The 18948-nt window shown below is 71.9% G+C and carries 16 protein-coding genes; all 16 read right to left on the reverse strand.

Annotation, left to right across the window (positions count from 1 at the left end; all coding sequences use genetic code 11):
• Positions 1-1112: 2-oxoacid:acceptor oxidoreductase family protein (locus ACZ3J7_RS25195; protein WP_465624957.1), on the reverse strand; the 1112-nt coding region annotated here is incomplete at its 3' end.
• 434 nt (positions 1113-1546) lie between these two features.
• Complete coding sequence (locus ACZ3J7_RS25200; protein ID WP_465625241.1) at positions 1547-2206, reverse strand: response regulator; 660 nt, start codon at positions 2204-2206, stop codon at positions 1547-1549.
• A 34-nt stretch (positions 2207-2240) separates the two neighbouring features.
• Complete coding sequence (locus tag ACZ3J7_RS25205; protein WP_465624959.1) at positions 2241-3254, reverse strand: polyprenyl synthetase family protein; 1014 nt, start codon at positions 3252-3254, stop codon at positions 2241-2243.
• Between the two features lie 220 nt (positions 3255-3474).
• Entirely contained in the window at positions 3475-5112 is a 1638-nt protein-coding gene (gene nuoN / locus ACZ3J7_RS25210; protein ID WP_465624961.1) for an NADH-quinone oxidoreductase subunit NuoN, read from the reverse strand.
• Entirely contained in the window at positions 5109-6746 is a 1638-nt protein-coding gene (locus ACZ3J7_RS25215; protein ID WP_465624962.1) for an NADH-quinone oxidoreductase subunit M, read from the reverse strand. The genes nuoN and ACZ3J7_RS25215 overlap by 4 nt, the downstream gene beginning before the upstream one ends.
• Entirely contained in the window at positions 6746-8644 is a 1899-nt protein-coding gene (nuoL, locus tag ACZ3J7_RS25220) for an NADH-quinone oxidoreductase subunit L (protein WP_465624964.1), read from the reverse strand. The genes ACZ3J7_RS25215 and nuoL overlap by 1 nt, the downstream gene beginning before the upstream one ends.
• Positions 8645-8659: 15 nt before the next feature.
• Positions 8660-8959: an NADH-quinone oxidoreductase subunit NuoK gene (gene nuoK / locus ACZ3J7_RS25225; RefSeq protein ID WP_014137607.1), complete on the reverse strand. Its 300-nt coding sequence runs from the start codon at positions 8957-8959 to the stop codon at positions 8660-8662.
• On the reverse strand, positions 8956-9807 hold the full coding sequence (locus ACZ3J7_RS25230; RefSeq protein ID WP_465624966.1) for an NADH-quinone oxidoreductase subunit J: 852 nt from the start codon (positions 9805-9807) through the stop codon (positions 8956-8958). Before ACZ3J7_RS25230 ends, nuoK begins: the two co-directional genes overlap by 4 nt.
• Positions 9804-10385: an NADH-quinone oxidoreductase subunit NuoI gene (nuoI, locus tag ACZ3J7_RS25235; RefSeq protein ID WP_465624968.1), complete on the reverse strand. Its 582-nt coding sequence runs from the start codon at positions 10383-10385 to the stop codon at positions 9804-9806. The genes ACZ3J7_RS25230 and nuoI overlap by 4 nt, the downstream gene beginning before the upstream one ends.
• A gap of 6 nt (positions 10386-10391) precedes the next feature.
• Positions 10392-11744: an NADH-quinone oxidoreductase subunit NuoH gene (gene nuoH, locus ACZ3J7_RS25240; protein WP_465624970.1), complete on the reverse strand. Its 1353-nt coding sequence runs from the start codon at positions 11742-11744 to the stop codon at positions 10392-10394.
• Positions 11741-14191 (reverse strand): NADH-quinone oxidoreductase subunit G, encoded by a 2451-nt coding sequence (locus ACZ3J7_RS25245; RefSeq protein WP_465624972.1) that lies wholly within the window; start codon positions 14189-14191, stop codon positions 11741-11743. Before ACZ3J7_RS25245 ends, nuoH begins: the two co-directional genes overlap by 4 nt.
• A complete protein-coding gene (gene nuoF, locus ACZ3J7_RS25250; protein WP_465624974.1) occupies positions 14188-15546 on the reverse strand; it encodes an NADH-quinone oxidoreductase subunit NuoF in 1359 nt (452 codons plus the stop codon). The genes ACZ3J7_RS25245 and nuoF overlap by 4 nt, the downstream gene beginning before the upstream one ends.
• The gene (gene nuoE / locus ACZ3J7_RS25255) at positions 15546-16265 is read right to left on the reverse strand and encodes an NADH-quinone oxidoreductase subunit NuoE (protein ID WP_465625243.1); all 720 of its coding nucleotides are present in this window, start codon (positions 16263-16265) and stop codon (positions 15546-15548) included. Before nuoE ends, nuoF begins: the two co-directional genes overlap by 1 nt.
• A 17-nt stretch (positions 16266-16282) precedes the next feature.
• The gene (locus ACZ3J7_RS25260) at positions 16283-17611 is read right to left on the reverse strand and encodes an NADH-quinone oxidoreductase subunit D (protein ID WP_465624976.1); all 1329 of its coding nucleotides are present in this window, start codon (positions 17609-17611) and stop codon (positions 16283-16285) included.
• Entirely contained in the window at positions 17611-18321 is a 711-nt protein-coding gene (locus ACZ3J7_RS25265) for an NADH-quinone oxidoreductase subunit C (protein ID WP_465624978.1), read from the reverse strand. The genes ACZ3J7_RS25260 and ACZ3J7_RS25265 overlap by 1 nt, the downstream gene beginning before the upstream one ends.
• Positions 18318-18872: a NuoB/complex I 20 kDa subunit family protein gene (locus ACZ3J7_RS25270; RefSeq protein WP_033251613.1), complete on the reverse strand. Its 555-nt coding sequence runs from the start codon at positions 18870-18872 to the stop codon at positions 18318-18320. Before ACZ3J7_RS25270 ends, ACZ3J7_RS25265 begins: the two co-directional genes overlap by 4 nt.
• Positions 18873-18948 lie beyond the last annotated feature (76 nt).

Consider the following 18948-nt stretch of genomic DNA (forward strand, 5'->3'; position numbering starts at 1 on the left):
CCGCGCTGGATGTCCACCACCACCAGCGGCAACTCCATCGACACCGCCAACCCGATCGTCTCCGACTTCAACGCCACCCCCGGACCCGAGGTCGTCGTCACCCCCAGCGCCCCGCCGAACGCCGCGCCCAGCGCCGCGCCGATCCCGGCGATCTCGTCCTCGGCCTGGAAGGTGCGCACGCCGAAGTTCTTGTGGCGGGCCAGTTCGTGCAGGATGTCCGAGGCCGGGGTGATGGGGTAGGAGCCGAGGAACACCGGCAGGCCCGAGCGCTGTCCGGCGGCGACCAGGCCGTAGGACAGGGCGAGGTTGCCGGAGATGTTGCGGTAGGTGCCGGGGGGCAGCTTCGCGGGCGGCACCTCGTAGGAGACGGCGAAGTCCTCGGTGGTCTCGCCGAAGTTCCAGCCCGCGCGGAACGCGGCCACGTTGGCCTCGGCGATGTCGGGCTTCTTGGCGAACTTGGCCCGCAGGAACAGCTCGGTGCCGTGGGTGGGGCGGTGGTACATCCACGACAGCAGGCCCAGCGCGAACATGTTCTTGGCCCGTTCGGCGTCCTTGCGGGCCAGGCCGCTGTCCTTGAGGGCCTCCAGGGTCAGCGTGGTCAGCGGCACCGGGTGCAGGCGGAAGGCCTCCAGCGAGCCGTCCTCCAGCGGCGAGGCGCTGTAGCCGACCTTGGCCAGGGCGCGTGTGGTGAACTCGTCGGTGTCGACGATCACCTCCGCGCCGGCGGGCAGGTCGGGCAGGTTGGCCTTCAACGCGGCGGGGTTCATCGCCACCAGCACGTCCGGGGCGTCCCCGGGAGTGAGGATGTCGTGGTCGGCGAAGTGCAGCTGGAACGAGGACACACCCGGCAGCGTCCCCGCGGGCGCCCGGATCTCGGCCGGGAAGTTCGGCAGCGTGGACAGGTCGTTGCCGAACGCGGCCGTCTCCGAGGTGAACCGGTCACCCGTGAGCTGCATCCCGTCACCCGAGTCACCCGCGAACCGGATGATCACCCGGTCCAGCCGCCGGATCGGCTTGGCGGACCGCCCGCCCGCCACCGGCGCGGAGCCCTCGGGACGGCCGGGGCCGTCCGAGCCGTCCACTGCTTCTGACTGATCGACCTGACTGGTCACCTTTGTTCTCCCAGGAGGCTACGGCCTTCAGGCCGGGAAAATGGACGTCCCTCCACACCGGGGACGGAGGAGGGGCCGCGGACCGAACCCACGGCCCCGCGACACGGTCTTCGGGGGCTCGGGCGGGTGCCGGTGCCAGTGACGTACGGCAGGCTGGGCTCGTGCACCTTCGATACTCCTTCCGCCTGAACCCGACGACGAGTCAATGTGCAGTGTGGGAGTGGATGTTCGGTTGTGCGCGGGTGGTGTGCGACGACGCGCCGACGGTCCCCCGCCCGGCGCGGCCCGGTGAACGGCGCGCCCGCCCCGGCGGGCCGGAGGGCGGGCGTGAAGCGGTGTGCCCCGTCCGCCTGGAGCACCAGAGGGCATCCTAAGCGGGCGGGGCACGGCGGGAGGGGAACTCGCGCAGACGGTTCCGGCGGGTCAGCGGGGGGTCAGGACTCCAGGTAGGCGAGGACGGCGAGGACCCGGCGGTGGTCCTCCTGGCTCTGGCCCAGACCGAGTTTCTGGAAGATGTTCGACACGTGCTTCTCGACGGCGCCGTCGGAGACCACCAGCTGCTTGGCGATCGCCGCGTTGGTGCGGCCCTCCGCCATCAGGCCGAGCACCTCGCGCTCGCGCGGGGTGAGGCCGGCCAGGGTGTCGACCTGGCGGCTGCGGCTGAGCAGCTGCTGCACCACCTCGGGGTCGAGCGCGGTGCCGCCCTCGGCGACCCGGGCCACCGCGTCGACGAACTCGCGGACCTCGGCGACCCGGTCCTTCAGCAGGTAGCCGACGCCCCGGGTGGAGCCGGCCAGCAGCTCGCTGGCGTACTGCTCCTCGACGTGCTGGGAGAGCACCAGCACCCCCAGGCCGGGGTGCCGCTTGCGCAGTTCCACGCAGGCCCGGACGCCCTCGTCGGTGTGCGTCGGGGGCATCCGGACGTCCGCCACCACGACGTCCGGCAGGGCGCCCGCCCCGTGCAGTTCCCCGATCGTCCGGAGCAGCGCCTCGCCGTCCCCGACCCCCGCCACGACCTCCATCCCACGATCCGTCAGCAGCCGTGTCAGCCCCTCGCGGAGCAGTACGGAGTCCTCGGCGATCACCACGCGCAACATGGCACCGACCCTAGCGCGCGCGGCGGGGGCGTCACATCGTGCGGATGGCGACGGTGTCGCAGAGCTCCTGGAGGGCGGCCTTGGCGGGGCAGTCGGGCAGGGTGTCGAGCAGGGCGCGGGCCTCCTCGGCGTAGCGCAGCGTCTCGCGGCGGGCGCGTTCCAGCGCCGGGTGGCGGCGCAGCAGGCGGAGGGCCTCGGCGTGGGCGGCGTCGTCGGCGGCGAGGTCGGTGTCGAGGAGTTCGCGCAGCCGGACGTCCTCGGGGTCGTCCGGGTCGACGGGGCTCTGGCGGAGCATCAGCACCGGCAGGGTGGGGACGCCCTCGCGCAGGTCGGTGCCGGGGGTCTTGCCGGACTCGTGGCCGTCGCTGGCGATGTCGAGGACGTCGTCGGCGAGTTGGAAGGCGGTGCCGATCCGCTCGCCGTACTGGGTGAGCAGGTCGACGATCCAGCGTTCGGCGCCGGCCATCAGCGAGCCGAAGCGGCAGGCGACGGCGATCAGCGAGCCGGTCTTGCCGGAGATGACGTCGAGGTAGTGGCGCAGCGGGTCGTCCTCGGGGCGCGGGCCCGCGGTCTCCAGGATCTGGCCGGTGACCAGGCGCTCGAAGGCGTCGGACTGGATCCGGACGGCCTCGGTGCCGAGGTCGGAGAGCACCTGCGAGGCGCGGGAGAACAGGAAGTCGCCGGTGAGGATGGCCACCGAGTTGTCCCAGCGGCTGTTGGCGCTGGGGGCGCCCCGGCGCACGGGCGCCTCGTCCATCACGTCGTCGTGGTAGAGCGTCGCGAGGTGGGTCAGTTCGACCACCACCGCGGAGGGCACCACGCCGGGTGCGGCCGGGTCGCCGAACTGGGCGGCGAGCATCACCAGCAGCGGCCTGAACCGCTTCCCCCCGGCCTCGATGAGGTGGCTGGCGGTCACCGTGATGAAGGGCACGTCGCTCTTGACTGCCTCGATCAGGGCGGCCTCCACGGCCTCCATCCCGGCCTGGACGTCGCGGGTCAGATCGCGGTCCTGCACGCTCAGCCCGAAGGGCCCCACGACGGTCACGCTGACCACTCCTGTCCCTGGTCGATCCAGCGGGCCGGTCCCTCAGCGCCGCCGATGCACATACAAGGCAGCGTATCCGGTCCGGAGTGGATCACTGCACGGGCATGGTCCCGACTTCCCTGGTGGCGGGAGGTGGGCCGTGGACGTTCCGGTTCGCGCCGTCGCACGGGTCCGGCCCCCGCCCGGCGCGGGCGGGGGCCGGGGGGCCGGTTCGGGCCGGTCAGCGGGCGAACAGCGAGGCCTTGGAGGCCAGGTCGAGGAAGTACTGCGGGAGCAGGCCGAGGCCGAGGGTGACCAGCACGCCGACGCCGATGGCGGTGGCGGTGAGCGGGCTGGGCACGGCGACCGCGGGGCCGGAGGGCTGCGGGTCGGAGAAGAACATCAGCACGATGACCCGGATGTAGAAGAACGCGGCGACCGCCGAGGAGAGCACGCCGACGATGACCAGCGGGGTGGCCCCGCCCTGCGCCGCCGCCTCGAAGACCGCGAACTTGCCGGTGAAGCCGGAGGTCAGCGGGATGCCCGCGAAGGCCAGCAGGAACAGCGCGAACACCGCCGCCAGCAGCGGCGAACGGCGGCCCAGACCGGCCCAGTTGGACAGGTGGGTGGCCTCGCCCTTGGAGTCCCGCACCAGGGTGACCACGGCGAACGCGCCGAGCGTCACGAAGGAGTAGGCCAGCAGGTAGAACAGCACCGCGGCGACGCCGCGCCGGTCGGTGGCGATCAGGCCGGTCAGGATGAACCCGGCGTGCGCCACCGACGAGTAGGCGAGCAGCCGCTTCACGTCCTGCTGGGTGACGGCGAGGATCGCGCCGACCACCATGGTGAGGATCGCCACGCCCCACATCACCGGCCGCCAGTCCCAGCGCAGGCCGGGGAAGGCGACGTAGAACAGCCGCAGGAAGGCGCCGAACGCGGCGGTCTTGGTCGCGGCGGCCATGAAGCCGGTGACGGGCGTCGGGGCGCCCTGGTAGACGTCCGGCGTCCAGGTGTGGAACGGGACCGCGCCGACCTTGAAGAGCAGGCCGACGGCGAGCATGGCCAGGCCGATCAGCAGCAGCGCGTCGTTCTGGGTGGTGACGGCGAGCGCCGGGGTGACGGGTGCCACGCCGGAGACCACGTCGGCGATCTCGCCGAGCTGGACCGAGCCCGCGTAGCCGTAGACCAGCGCGGTGCCGAACAGGAAGAACGCCGAGGCGAACGCGCCGAGCAGGAAGTACTTGACGGCCGCCTCCTGGGAGAGCAGGCGGCGCCGGCGGGCGATCGCGCACATCAGGTACAGCGGGAGGGAGAGCACCTCCAGCGCCACGAACATGGTCAGCAGGTCGTTCGCGGCCGGGAAGAGCAGCATGCCGCCGACCGCGAACAGCGTCAGCGGGTAGATCTCGGTGGTGCGCAGGCCCTCCCGGGTGGCCTCGCGCTCCTGCTCGCCGCCGGGGACGGCGGCGGCCTGGGCGGCGAACGCGTCGATCCGGTGGCCGTTGATCCGCGGCTCCAGCCGGCCCTCGGCGTAGGTCAGCACCGCCAGCACCGAGGTGAGCAGGATCACGCCCTGCAGGAACAGCGCGGGGCCGTCGATGGCGACCGCGCCCATCGCCAGCAGGCCGGACCTGGTGGTGGCGTGGCCCTGGGCGGCCAGCACCACCACGGCGGCGAAGGCGCCGCCCAGGCCGAGCAGCGACACGCCCAGCTGGGCGGAGGCGCGGGCCCGGCGGGGCAGGAACGCCTCGACCAGGACGCCGAGCAGCGCGGCGCCGAACACCACCAGCATCGGCGAGAGCTGCCCGTACTCGACGTGCGGGGCGGGGATGCTCGGACTGTTGCCGCCGGCGGCGGCCAGCGCGTGGGTGGAGATCACTTCTGCTCACCTCCGTTGGTGGCGGCGACCGGGTGGGCCGGCGCGGGGTCGGTGCGGTGCACCTGGCTGAGGGTGTCGTCGACGGCCGGGTTGACCAGGTCGGTGAGCGGCTTCGGGTAGACGCCGAGCAGCAGGGTCAGCGCCACCAGCGGGGCGACGACCGCGAGTTCGCGGACCTTGAGGTCCTCGACCCGCTCGACGCCGGCCTTCACCGGGCCGGTCATGGTGCGCTGGTACAGCAGCAGGGCGTACAGCGCCGCCAGCACGATGCCGAAGGTCGCGACGACGCCGAGCGCCGGGTAGCGGCTGAAGGTGCCAACCAGGACCAGGAACTCGCTGACGAACGGGGCCAGGCCGGGCAGCGACAGGGTGGCCAGGCCGCCGATCAGGAAGGTGCCGGCCAGCACCGGGGCGACCTTCTGCACGCCGCCGTAGTCGGCGATCAGGCGGGAGCCGCGGCGGGAGATCAGGAAGCCCGCCACCAGCATCCACGCGGCGGTGGAGATGCCGTGGTTGACCATGTAGAGCGTGGCGCCGGACTGGCCCTGGCTGGTCATCGCGAAGATGCCCAGGATGATGAACCCGAAGTGCGAGATGGACGCGTAGGCGACCAGCCGCTTGATGTCCTTCTGGCCGATCGCGACCAGCGCGCCGTAGACGATGCCGACCAGCGCCAGCACCATGATCACCGGGGCGAAGGTCCTGGACGCGTCCGGGAACAGGCCGAGGCAGAAGCGCAGCATCGCGAAGGTGCCGACCTTGTCGACCACCGCGGTGATCAGCACGGCCGTCCCGGCGGTGGACTCACCCATCGCGTTCGGCAGCCAGGTGTGCAGCGGCCACAGCGGGGCCTTCACCGCGAAGGCGAAGAAGAAGCCGAGGAACAGCGCCCGCTGCGCGTTCGGTTCGATCACCAGCTGCCCGGAGGAGATCGCGTCGGTCAGCGCGGTGAGGCTGAACGTCGCGTGCCCCTGGTCGCCGGCCACCACGTACAGGCCGATCACGGCGGCCAGCATGACCAGGCCGCCGAGCAGGTTGTACAGCAGGAACTTGACGGCCGCGTAGGAGCGCTGCCGGTCGGAGTCCGGGCCGCCGGCCCGGTCGCCGAAGCCGCCGATCAGGAAGTACATCGGGATCAGCATGGCTTCGAAGAACACGTAGAACACGAAGACGTCGGTGGCCAGGAAGGACACCAGCACCATCGCCTCGACGGCCAGGATCAGCGCGAAGAACGCCTGGGTGCGGCGCTTGGACTCGAACGAGCCCTCGGGGGCGGCGCCCGCGGCGGAGCCGCCGACGGGTCCCGTGGCGTCGTGCCAGCCGGCCAGCATCACCAGCGGCACCAGCACGGCGGTCAGCAGCACCAGGGCGGTGCCGATGCCGTCCGCGCCGAGCGAGAAGCTGATCCCGAACGAGCGGATCCAGCTGTACGACTCGGTCAGCTGGTAGCGGGGGCCGCCGGGTTCGAAGGAGGCCGCGACCGCGGCGGCCAGGCCGAGGGTGACGGCCGAGACCGCCAGCGCGACGGTCTTGGTGGTGCGCCGCCGGGCCGCGCTGGTCCCGGCCGGGAGGGCGGCGGTGAGCACCGCTCCGGCGGCCGGGACGGCACAGGTGGCGGAGAGGAGGTAGCTCATCAGACCGACCTCATCAGGAGAGTGGAGGCGACCAGCACCAGCGTGCCGCCGAACATGGAGAGCGCGTACGTGCGGACGTAGCCGGTCTGGATCCGGCGCAGTCGGCCGGAGACCCCGCCGATCGCGGCGGCCAGGCCGTTGACGAAGCCGTCCAGGCCCCGGCTGTCGAACCAGACCAGGGTGGCGGCCAGCGCGGTGCCGGGCCGGACCAGGACGGCGTGGTTGAAGTCGTCCTGGAGCAGGTCGCGGCGGGCGGCCCGGGTGAGCGGCGAGCCGACCGGCGGCTTGACCGGGACGGGCCCGCGCCCGTACATCTGCCAGGCCAGGGCGGCGCCCGCCAGCATGCAGACGGTGGCGAGGCCGGTGACGGTCCACGGGCTCAGCGGGGAGTCGCCCTCGGCGTGGCCGGTGACCGGCTCCAGCCAGTGCAGGAAGGAGTCGCCGTAGACGAACAGGCCGCCGGCGAAGACCGAGCCGAAGGCCAGCACGACCATCGGGACGGTCATCGACTTCGGGGACTCGTGCGGGTGCGGCGGCTCGCCGCTCTCCGCGTCCGGCTGCCAGCGCTTCTCGCCGAAGAAGGTCAGCACCATCACCCGGGTCATGTAGAACGCGGTGACCGCGGCGCCGGTCAGGGCGCACAGGCCGAGGATCCAGCCCTCGGTGCCGCCCTTGGCGAACGCCGCCTCGATGATCTTGTCCTTGGAGAAGAAGCCGGACAGGCCCGGGAAGCCGATGATCGCCAGGTAGCCGAGGCCGAAGGTGGCGAAGGTGACCGGCATGTACTTCCGCAGGCCGCCGTAGTGCCGCATGTTCACCTCGTCGTTCATGCCGTGCATGACCGACCCGGCGCCGAGGAACATCCCGGCCTTGAAGAAGCCGTGGGTGACCAGGTGCATGATCGCGAAGGCGTAGCCGATCGGGCCCAGGCCCGCCGCCATGATCATGTAGCCGATCTGCGACATGGTCGACCCGGCCAGCGCCTTCTTGATGTCGTCCTTGGCGCAACCGACGACCGCACCGAACAGCAGCGTCACCGCACCGACCACCACCACGGCGGTCTGCGCGTCCGGCGCCAGGTTGAAGATCGCGCCGGAGCGGACGATCAGGTAGACGCCCGCGGTGACCATGGTGGCCGCGTGGATGAGGGCCGAGACCGGGGTCGGGCCCTCCATCGCGTCGCCCAGCCAGGACTGCAGCGGCACCTGCGCGGACTTGCCGCAGGCGGCGAGCAGCAGCATCAGGCCGATCGCGGTGAGCTTGCCCTCGCTCGCGTCGCCCGTGGTGGCGAACACCGGCTGGAAGGCGAAGGAGCCGAACTCGACGAACATCAGCATGATCGCGATGGACAGGCCCATGTCGCCGACCCGGTTGACGACGAACGCCTTCTTGGCGGCCGTCGCGGCGCTCGGCTTGTGCTGCCAGAAGCCGATCAGCAGGTAGGACGCCAGGCCGACGCCCTCCCAGCCGACGTACAGCAGCAGGTAGTTGTCGGCCAGGACCAGCACCAGCATGGCGGCCAGGAACAGGTTCAGGTAGGCGAAGAAGCGGCGGCGCCGCTCGTCCTCGGCCATGTAGCCCACCGAGTACAGGTGGATCAGCGTGCCGACGCCGGTGATCAGCAGGACGAAGGTGACCGAGAGCTGGTCGAGCTGGAAGGAGACGTCGGCCTGGAAGCCGTTCACCGGGATCCAGCTGAACAGCCGCTCGGTGACGGCGCGGTGCTCGGCGTCCCGGCCGAGCATGTCCGCGAACAGGGCCAGGCCGAAGGCGAAGGAGAGCGCCGCCAGGGCGGTCGCGATCCAGTGCCCGAACCGGTCCAGGGCCCGTCCGCCGAGCAGGAGCAGGGCGGCGCCGGCCAGCGGCGCCGCGACCAGCAGCGGAATGAGAGAGTTCACTGAAGGGCCCTCCGCCTACAGCTTCATCAGGTTGCTGTCGTCGACCGAAGCGGAGTGCCTGGTCCGGAAGATGGAGACGATGATGGCGAGGCCGACCACGACCTCGGCCGCCGCGACCACCATGGTGAAGAACGCGATGATCTGGCCGTCCAGGTTGCCGTGCAGCCGGGAGAAGGTGACCAGCGCCAGGTTCGAGGCGTTCAGCATCAGCTCCACGCACATGAACAGCACGATCGCGTTGCGCCGCACCAGCACGCCGGAGGCGCCGATGGTGAACAGCAGCGCGGCGAGGTACAGGTAGTTGACCGGGTTCACTCGGCCTCCTCCTTGGTCGGGGTCGGCACGGTCTCCAGCGCCTGGCGGGGGCCGGTCACCCGCGGACGGGCCGAGGACGGGCGGCCCAGCCAGTCGGCCGTGGTCTCCTCCAGCTCGGCCATCCGGTCGAGCATCTCCCGGCTGACGTCGCGGACCTGGCCGCGCTCGCGCAGGGTGCCCATCACCGAGTCCTCGGCGACCGTGCCGTCCGGCAGCAGCGCCGGGACGTCCACCGCGTTGTGCCGGGCGTACACGCCGGGGGCGGGCAGCGGCGGCACCTGGATGTTGTCCCTGACCCGCCGGGCGGCCAGCTCGCGCTGGGTCGGCGGCGCCTTGACCTTCTCGCGGTGGGTCAGCACCATCGCGCCGACCGCCGCGGTGATCAGCAGCGCGCCGGTCACCTCGAAGGCCCACACGTACTTGGTGAAGATCAGCCGGGCCAGGCCCTGCACGTTGCCCTCGGCGTTCGCGCCGGCCAGGCCGGTGAAGTCGCGCAGGTGCGCGTTGGCCAGGCCCGCGACCAGCAGCACGCCGAAGCCCAGGCCGCAGAGCACCGCGGCGATCCGCTGGCCCTTCAGCTGCTCCTTCAGCGAGTCCGCCGCCGAGACGCCGACCAGCATCACCACGAACAGGAACAGCATCATGATCGCGCCGGTGTAGACGACGACCTGCACCACGCCCAGGAACACCGCGCCCTGGGCCAGGTAGCAGACCGCCAGCGAGAGCATGGTGGCCGCCAGGCAGAGCGCCGAGTGGACGGCCTTCTTCATCAGCAGCATGCCGAGCGCGCCGCCGACCGCGATCACGGCCAGCACCCAGAACTGCACGGCCTCGCCGGTGGAGGTCATGCCTGCTCCTCCTTCTCGCGGTCGTGCCGCTCCTGCTGGACGGTGCCGGGCGCGGCGCCGGAGATCTCGCCCCGGTAGTACGCGCCCTCGTCGGCACCCGGGAAGATCGAGTGCGGCGAGTCGACCATGCCCTCGGTCAACCCGACCAGCAGCTGCTCCTTGGTGAAGATCAGGTCCTGCCGGGAGGAGTCCGCGAGCTCGTACTCGTTGGTCATGGTCAGCGCCCGGGTCGGGCAGGCCTCGACGCACAGCCCGCACAGGATGCAGCGGGCGTAGTTGATCTGGTAGACCGCGCCGTACCGCTCGCCGGGCGAGTAGCGCTCCTCGTCCCGGTTGTCGGCGCCCTCGACGTAGATCGCGTCGGCCGGACAGGCCCAGGCGCACAGCTCGCAGCCGACGCACTTCTCCAGGCCGTCCGGGTGCCGGTTCAGCTGGTGGCGGCCGTGGAAGCGCGGAGCGGTGGGCTTCTTGTACTCCGGGTACTGCTCGGTGAGCCGCTTCTTGAACATGGCCTTGAAGGTCACGCCGAAGCCGGCGGCCGGCCCGAGGACCGACTTCTCTGACGACTCGTCAGGCATCTCGGATCAGCTCCCTTCGGAATGGTCGGCCCCGTTGAGGGCGTCCTGGAGTTGCGGGGTCCGGCGGCGGCGGCGCGGGACGGGCGGCAGTTCCTGCCCGGGCAGCGGCGGGACGGGGTAGCCCCCGGCCATCGGGTCGAACGCGGGGGCCCGCTCCGGCTCCGGCCCGGGCTTCTTGCGCAGCAGGTCGACCACCAGCGCGACCAGCAGCACCGCTCCCAGCGGCGCGCCCACGTACAGCACCACGTTGGCGAAGTCGTAGCCCTCGTTGCGCAGCGCCCGCACCGTGGCGACCATCACCAGCCAGACCAGCGAGACCGGGATGAGCACCTTCCAGCCCAGCTTCATGAACTGGTCGTAGCGCAGCCGGGGCAGGGTGCCGCGCAGCCAGATGAAGAAGAACAGCAGCAGCTGGATCTTCAGCACGATCCACAGCATCGGCCACCAGCCGTGGTTCGCGCCCTCCCAGAAGGTCGAGACCGGCCACGGGGCGCGCCAGCCGCCCAGGAACAGCGTGGAGGCGACCGCCGAGACGGTGACCATGTTGACGTACTCGGCCAGCATGAACATCGCGAACTTCAGCGAGGAGTACTCGGTGTTGAAGCCGCCGACCAGCTCGCCCTCGGCCTCCGGGAGGTCGAACGGCGCCCGGTTGGTCTCGCCGACCATCGCGATGACGTACACGATGAACGACACCGGCAGCAGCACCGCGAACCAGGTCGGCTGCTGCGAGGCGACGATCTCCGAGGTCGACATCGAGCCCGAGTAGATGAACACCGCCGCGAACGACAGGCCCATCGCGATCTCGTAGCTGATCATCTGCGCGGACGAGCGGATGCCGCCCAGCAGCGGGTACGTCGAACCGGACGACCAGCCGGCCAGCACGATGCCGTAGATGCCCACCGAGGCGGTGGCCAGGATGTACAGCAGCGCGATCGGCAGGTCGGTCAGCTGGAGCGGCGTCCGGGTGCCGAAGATCGACACCTCGTTGCCGGCCGGGCCGAACGGGATCACCGCGAACGCCATGAACGCGGGGATCGCCGCGACGATCGGCGCCAGGACGTAGACCGCCTTGTCGGCGCCCTTGACCACCAGGTCTTCCTTCAGCGCCAGCTTCACGCCGTCGGCCAGCGACTGCAGCAGGCCCCACGGGCCGTGCCGGTTCGGGCCGATCCGCAGCTGCATCCAGGCGACGACCTTGCGCTCCCAGACGATCGCGATCAGCACCGTCAGGACCAGGAACGCGAAGCAGAACACCGCCTTCAGCAGCACCAGCCACCACGGGTCGCGGCCGAAGAAGCCGAGCGTCTCGGCGTTGGCGGCGAGTGGGGCGGCGAGGGGGGCAGCGAGGGGGCTCATGATTCCTCCGCCGGGGCGATGGTGACCAGGTGGCCGACCGTGGTGCCGAGCGCGCGGTACGCGCCGCCGTCCGGCGTCGAGTTGAGCGGCAGCCAGACCGTGCGGTCCGGCATCGCGTCGGTGACCTCCAGCGGGAGGGTCAGCGAGCCGGCCGGGCCGGTGACCCGCAGCGCGCCGCCCCTGGCGGCCGCGCCGATCTCGGCGGCGGTGGCGGCGGAGAGCCGGGCGACGGCGGCGTGCCGGGTCCCGGCCAGGTGGGTGTCGCCCTCCTGCAGGGTGCCGTGGTCGAGCAGCATCCGGTGCCCGGCCAGCACGGCCTGCCCGGTGGCCGGGCGGGGCAGCGCGTCGGGGTGCGCGGCGGGCACGGCCGGGCGGTCGCCCTGCCACGGGGTGAAACGGTCCAGCTCGATCCGGGCCGCCCGGACGTCGGGCAGGCCGATCGGCCGGTCCAGCGCGTCCGCGACCATGTTCAGCACCCGGACGTCGGCGTGCAGGTGGCGCTGCATCAACTGGTCGGGCTTGAGCGCGGGTTCGAACATCCGGACCCGGCCCTCCCAGTCCAGGAAGGTGCCGGCCTTCTCGGCGACCGCCGCGACCGGCAGCACCACGTCGGCGCGCTCGGTGACCGCGGACGGGCGCAGCTCCAGCGAGAGCACGAAGCCGACCCGGGCCAGCGCCTCCTCGGCGAGCGCCGGGTCCGGCAGGTCGTCCAGGCCGACGCCGCCGAGCACCAGCGCGTCCAGTTCGCCGGCGGCGGCCGCGGCCAGGATCTGGCCGGTGTCGCGGCCGGGGCGGGACGGCAGGTCGGCCTGGCCCCAGTGCGCGGCGGCCTCGGCGCGGGCGGCGGGCACCGCGACGGCCCGGCCGCCGGGCAGCAGCCCGGGCAGCGCGCCCGCCTCGACGGCGCCGCGCTCGCCGGCCCGGCGCGGCACCCAGGCGAGCTTCGCCCCGGTGGCGTGCGCCAGGCGCAGCGCGGCGGTCAGGCCGCCGGCGGTCTGCGCGAGCCGTTCGCCGACCAGCACGACGGCGCCCGGGGAGCGCAGCGCGTCGGCGCAGCGTCCGGCGTCGTCGGCGAGCACCTCGTCGCCGGCCAGCGCGGCCAGCCACTCGACCTCAGTGCCGGGGGCGGCGGGCAGCAGCGCGCCGCGCAGCTTGGCCAGGCCGCGGGTGGCGTGGGTGGCGATCGAGAAGACCCGCAGCCCGGACGCCCGGCTGGCCTTGCGCAGCCGCAGGAAGACGATCGGCGCCTCCTCCTCGGCCTCCAGGCCGACCAGCAGCACGGCGGGCGCGGCTTCGAGGTCCCGGTAGCTCACCGAGGGACCGCCCAGGTCGACCCCGTGCCCCGCGACGGCCGCGGCCAGGAAGTCGGCCTCCTCGCCGCTGTGCGGCCGGGCCCGGAAGTCGACGTCGTTGGTGCCGAGCGCGAGGCGGGCGAACTTGCCGTAGCCGTACGCGTCCTCGACGGTGACCCGGCCGCCCGCGAGCACCGCGGCGCGCGCCCCGCGCAGCCCCTCGGCGGCCCGGGCCAGCGCCTCCGGCCAGGAGGCGGCGACGAGTTCGCCGTCCCGGCGGACCAGCGGGGTGGTGAGGCGGTCGCGCTGCTGGGCGTAGCGGAACGCGAACCGGCCCTTGTCGCAGTTCCACTCCTCGTTGACCTCCGGCTCGTTGCCGGCCAGCCGCCGCAGCACCTTGCCGCGCCGGTGGTCGGTGCGCTGCCCGCAGCCGGCCGAGCAGTGCTCGCACACGGACGGGGAGGACACCAGGTCGAACGGGCGGGAGCGGAACCGGTAGGCGGCGGAGGTGAGCGCGCCGACCGGGCAGATCTGGATGGTGTTGCCGGAGAAGTACGAGTCGAGCGGCTGGTCGACGCCGGTGCCGATCTGCTGGAGCGCGCCGCGCTCGACCAGGTCGATGAACGGGTCGCCGGCGATCTGCTGCGAGAACCGGGTGCAGCGGGCGCACAGCACGCAGCGCTCGCGGTCCAGCAGCACCTGGGTGGAGAGCGGGACCGGCTTCTCGTAGGTCCGCTTGACGCCCTCGAACCGGGTGTCGGTGTCGCCGGTGGACATCGCCTGGTTCTGCAGCGGGCACTCGCCGCCCTTGTCGCAGACCGGGCAGTCCAGCGGGTGGTTGATCAGCAGCAGTTCCATCACGCCGCGCTGCGCCTTCTCGGCGACCGGCGAGGAGACCTGGGTGCGCACCACCATGCCCTCGGCGACCGGGATGGTGCAGGAGGCGACCGGCTTGCGCTGCCCCTCGACCTCCACGATGCACTGGCGGCACGCCCCGGCGGGGTCGAGCAGCGGGTGGTCGCAGAAGCGCGGGACCTGGGTGCCGATCTGCTCGGCGGCGCGGATCACCAGCGTGCCCTTGGGGACGCTGACCTCGACGCCGTCGATGGTGAGCGTGACCAGCTCGGTCTGGGTGGAAGGCTCCGTGACCGTCACGCGTGCACCTCCCTCTCGGTGGCGGACTCGTGGGCGGGGGCCCGGTCGGCCCAGACGGTGGAGGCCGCCGGGTCGAACGGGCAGCGGTGTTCGTTGAGGTGCTGCTCGTACTCGGCGCGGAAGTGCTGGAGCGAGGAGACGATCGGGCTGGCCGCGCCGTCGCCCAGCGCGCAGAAGGACTTGCCGTTGATGTTGTCGGCGATGTCCAGCAGCTTCTCCAGGTCGCCGGGGGCGCCCTGGCCGGCCTCGATCCGCTTGAGCAGCTGGACCAGCCAGTAGGTGCCCTCGCGGCACGGGGTGCACTTGCCGCAGGACTCGTGGGCGTAGAACTCGGTCCACCGGGTGACGGCCCGCACCACGCAGGTGGTCTCGTCGAAGACCTGCAGGGCCTTGGTGCCGAGCATCGAGCCGGCCGCGCCGACGCCCTCGTAGTCGAGCGGGACGTCCAGGTGCTCCTCGGTGAACATGGGGGTGGAGGAGCCGCCCGGGGTCCAGAACTTGAGCCGGTGCCCGGCCCGGATCCCGCCGGTGATCTCCAGCAGCTGGCGCAGCGTGATGCCGAGCGGCGCCTCGTACTGGCCGGGGTTGGTGACGTGCCCGGACAGCGAGTACAGCGTGAAGCCGGGCGACTTCTCGGTGCCCAGCGACTTGAACCAGTCCTTGCCCCGGGCCAGGATCGGCGGCACCGAGGCGATCGACTCGACGTTGTTCACCACGGTCGGGCAGGCGTACAGGCCGGCGATCGCCGGGAACGGCGGCCGCAGCCGGGGCTGGCCACGGCGGCCCTCCAGCGAGTCGAGCAGCGCGGTCTCCTCGCCGCAGATGTACGCGCCGGCGCCGGCGTGGACGGTGATGTCCAGGTTGATCCCGGAGCCCTGGACGTCCTTGCCGAGGTACCCGGCCGCGTACGCCTCGGCGACCGCCGCCTGGAGGCGGCGCAGCACCGGGACGACCTCGCCGCGCAGGTAGACGAACGCGTGCTCGCAGCGGATCGCGTACGAGGCGATGACCATGCCCTCGATCAGCGCGTGCGGGTTGGCGAACAGCAGCGGGATGTCCTTGCAGGTGCCCGGCTCGGACTCGTCGGCGTTGACCACCAGGTAGTGCGGCTTGCCGTCGTTCTGCGGGATGAACTGCCACTTCATGCCGGTCGGGAAGCCGGCGCCGCCGCGGCCGCGCAGACCGGAGTCCTTGACCAGGGCGATGACGTCGTCCGGGGGCATCGCGAGGGCGGCGGCCAGGCCGTCGTAGCCGCCGTGCCGGCGGTAGGTCTCCAGGGTCCAGGGGCGGTGGTCGTCCCAGGACGCGGACAGGACCGGGGAGAGGAGCTTCTCGGCCGGTTCGGCGGAGGTCATCACGCTTCCGTCCCTTCGTGCCGCGGGGAGACCACCTTGGTGCCCGGGGTGCCGGGCAGCGCCTCGCCCTTGGCCAGGCGCAGGCCGGCCAGCGAGGGGGCGCCGCCGGCCCCGGACTCGTCGTTGGCACCGGGGCGCTCGTCGGGGAAGCCGGCCAGGATCCGGGAGGCCTCCTTGAACGAGCAGAGCTTGGCGCCCCGGGTGGGGCGGACCTCCTGCCCGGCGCGCAGCTGGTCGACCAGCTGCTTGGCGCTCTGGGGGGTCTGGTTGTCGAAGAACTCCCAGTTGACCATCACCACGGGGGCGTAGTCGCAGGCCGCGTTGCACTCGATCCGCTCGATCGAGACCGAACCGTCCTCGGTGGTGCGGTTGTTGGCGATGCCGAGGTGCTCGGAGAGCTCGTCGAAGATCTGGTCGCCGCCGAGCACCGCGCACAGCGTGTTGGTGCACACGCCGACGTGGTACTCGCCGGCCGGGCGGCGCCGGTACATCGTGTAGAAGGTGGCGACCGCGGTGACCTCGGCGGTGGTCAGCTCCAACTGCTCGGCGCAGAACCGGATCCCGGTCGGGGTGACGCAGCCGTCCTCGGCCTGCACCAGGTGCAGCAGCGGCAGCAGCGCGGACCGGGACTGCGGGTATCGGGAGATCAACTCCCGTGCGTCGGAGGCGAGTCGGGCCTCGACCTCCGGCGGGTAGGGCTTGGCCGGCAGCGCCGGCAGGCCGAGTTCAGTGCTGCTCACCGGTCCACGCCTCCCATCACCGGGTCGATCCCGGCCACCGCCACGATCACGTCGGCCAGCGGGCCGCCCTCGCACATCGCGGCCATCGTCTGCAGGTTGGTGAAGGACGGGTCGCGGAAGTGCACCCGGTAGGGCCGGGTGCCGCCGTCGCTGACCACGTGCACGCCGAGTTCGCCCTTGGGCGACTCCACCGCGGCGTAGGCCTGGCCCACCGGCACCTTGAAGCCCTCGGTGACCAGCTTGAAGTGGTGGATCAGGGCCTCCATCGAGGTGCCCATGATCTTCCGGATGTGGTCCAGCGAGTTGCCCATGCCGTCCGGGCCGACGGCCAGTTGGGACGGCCAGGCGATCTTCTTGTCGGCCACCATGACCGGCCCGGGGGCCAGCCGCTCCAGGCACTGCTCGACGATCCGCAGCGACTGCCTCATCTCCTCCAGGCGGATCAGGAACCGCCCGTAGGAGTCCGCGGTGTCGGCCACCGCGACGTCGAAGTCGTAGGTCTCGTACCCGCAGTACGGGTCGGACTTGCGCAGGTCGTGCGGCAGCCCGGTGGCGCGCAGGATCGGGCCGGTGGCGCCGAGCGCCAGGCAGCCGGGCAGGTCGAGGAAGCCGACGTCGACCAACCGGGCCTTGAACACCGGGTTGTCGGTGGCCAGCTTGTCGTACTCGTGCATCCGCGAGCGCAGCAGGTTCACGCCCTCGCGGATCTTGTCGACCGCGCCGGGCGGCAGGTCCTGCGCCAGGCCGCCGGGGCGGACGTACGCGTGGTTCATCCGCAGGCCGGTGACCAGCTCGAAGATGTCCAGGACGACCTCGCGGTCCCGGAAGCCGTAGATCATCAGGGTGGTGGAGCCGATCTCCATGCCGCCGGTGGCCAGCGCCACCAGGTGCGAGGAGATCCGGTTCAGCTCCATCATCAGCACCCGGATGACGGTGGCCCGCTCGGGCACGTCCGCGGTGATGCCGAGCAGCTTCTCCACGGCCAGGCAGTAGGCGGTCTCGTTGTACAGCGGGGTGAGGTAGTCCATCCGCGTCACGAACGTGGTGCCCTGCACCCAGGAGCGGAACTCCATGTTCTTCTCGATGCCGGTGTGCAGGTAGCCGATGCCGCAGCGGGCCTCGGTGACCGTCTCGCCGTCGATCTCCAGGATCAGCCGCAGCACGCCGTGGGTGGACGGGTGCTGCGGGCCCATGTTGACGATGATCCGCTCGTCGTCGGCGCCGGCCACGGCCTCGGCGACCTCGCCCCAGTCGCCGCCGGTGACGGTGAACACCCGTCCCTCGGTGGTCTCCCGGGCGCCTGCTTCGTAGTGGGTGCTGCTCATCAGCTGTACGACCTCCGCTGGTCGGGAGCCGGGATCTGGGCGCCCTTGTACTCGACGGGGATGCCGCCGAGCGGGTAGTCCTTGCGCTGCGGGTGCCCCAGCCAGTCGTCCGGCATCATGATCCGGGTGAGCGCCGGGTGGCCCTCGAAGACCAGGCCGAAGAAGTCGTAGGTCTCCCGCTCGTGCCAGTCGTTGGTCGGGTAGACGCTCACCACGGACGGGATCCGCGGGTCCGCGTCGGGCGCGGTGACCTCCAGCCGGACCAGCCGGGTGTGGGTGATCGAGCGCAGGTGGTAGACCGCGTGCAGCTCCCGGCCCTTGTCCTGCGGGTAGTGCACGCCGCTGACGCCCAGGCACAGCTCGAAGCGCAGCGCCGGGTCGTCGCGCAGGATCCGCACCGCCTTCAGCAGGTGCGCGCGGTCGACGTGGAAGGTCAGCTCGCCGCGGTCGACGACGGTCTTCTCGATGACGTCCGCCGGGTCGAGGCCCTGCTCCTCCAGCGCGCCCTCGAACTCGTCGGCCACCTCGTCGAAGTAGCCCCCGTACGGGCGCTCGCTCGGGCCGGGCAGCACGATCGGCGCGGTCAGGCCGCCGAACCCGGAGGTGTCGCCGGTGCCGTGGGCGCCGAACATGCCCTGCCGGGCGCCGACCACCTCGACCGGGATCTCCCGCCGGGTCGCGGGCACGTCGGGCTTGCGCTCCTCGCTCATCGCAGCAGCCCCCGCATCTCGCTGGTCGGGACGGCCTGCAGGGCGAGGCGCTCGGCCTCCTCCTCGGCCCGGCGCTTGTGCACGCCGAGCTTCTCGTGCTGGATCTTCTCGTGCAGCTTGATGATCGCGTCCATCAGCATCTCCGGGCGGGGCGGGCAGCCCGGCAGGTAGATGTCCACGGGGACGATGTGGTCGACGCCCTGGACGATCGCGTAGTTGTTGAACATGCCGCCGGAGGACGCGCAGACGCCCATCGAGATGACCCACTTGGGGTTCGGCATCTGGTCGTAGACCTGCCGCAGCACCGGCGCCATCTTCTGGCTGACCCGGCCGGCGACGATCATCAGGTCGGCCTGCCGGGGCGAGCCGCGGAAGACCTCCATGCCGAACCGGGCCAGGTCGTAGCGGCCCGCGCCGGTGGTCATCATCTCGATCGCGCAGCAGGCCAGACCGAAGGTGGCCGGGAAGAGCGACGCCTTCCGCACCCAGCCCGCGGCGGCCTCCACGCTGGTGAGCAGAAAGCCGCTCGGCAGCTTCTCCTCGATTCCCATCAGTTCCCTCTCAATGCCCTCGAGTCCGGTGGCTTGTCCGCCCGTTCACAAACGCCGCGCGCGGCGGCCTCCGGTG

The organism is Kitasatospora sp. NPDC015121 (assembly GCF_055562955.1).